We start from the raw sequence: 565 nt of genomic DNA on the forward strand, positions 1-565 counted from the left end.
AGTCGGTGATCTCGACCGGCGCGCTCGCCTTCACCGGTGCGGGCTCCGAGGCCGGCTTGGGACCGGTGATGCCTTGGAGCAGGGCGGCGAGGTCGACACCGGTGGCGGAGGTGAGAAGCTCCATGCCCTGGGTGACGTTGTCGGTGACGGTGCGGGTCAGTCGGCTCGCGCCGTCGGTGGAGATGACGGTCATCTTGTCGACGGCGGCGAGCGGTTCGGCGGCCTTGGCGACGACCTGCGGGAGGACCTCGACGAGCATCTGCAGGACGGCTGCGTCGCCGTACTGGCCGAAGGCGTCGGCCTTCTTCCGCATGGCCTCGGCCTCGGCGGNNGGTAGCGGGCGGCGTCGGCGGGCTTCCGGACCTGGGTGTCGAGCTGGCGGTCCGTCAGCGCGGCCTGACGGGCGGCGACCTTCTCCTGCTCGCTCAGGATGTCCTGCTGACGGGCGGCCTCGGCGAGCGGACCGGCGGCGTTCGCCTGGGCGGCGGCCTCGTCGGTCTGTGCCTTGATCTCGGCCTGCTTCAGGTACAGGGTCCGCTGCGCGACGGCGATCTCCTCCTCGGCC

The 565-nt window shown here is 71.9% G+C and carries 1 pseudogene; it reads right to left on the minus strand.

What is annotated here, in order from left to right:
* Positions 1-60 precede the first annotated feature (60 nt).
* A pseudogene (locus CCN56_RS36495) lies at positions 61-565 on the minus strand (flotillin domain-containing protein); the annotation flags it as partial.

Origin of the sequence: Streptomyces sp. NRRL B-24572 (assembly GCF_002156145.1) — a bacterium.
Lineage (GTDB): Bacteria > Actinomycetota > Actinomycetes > Streptomycetales > Streptomycetaceae > Streptomyces > Streptomyces vietnamensis.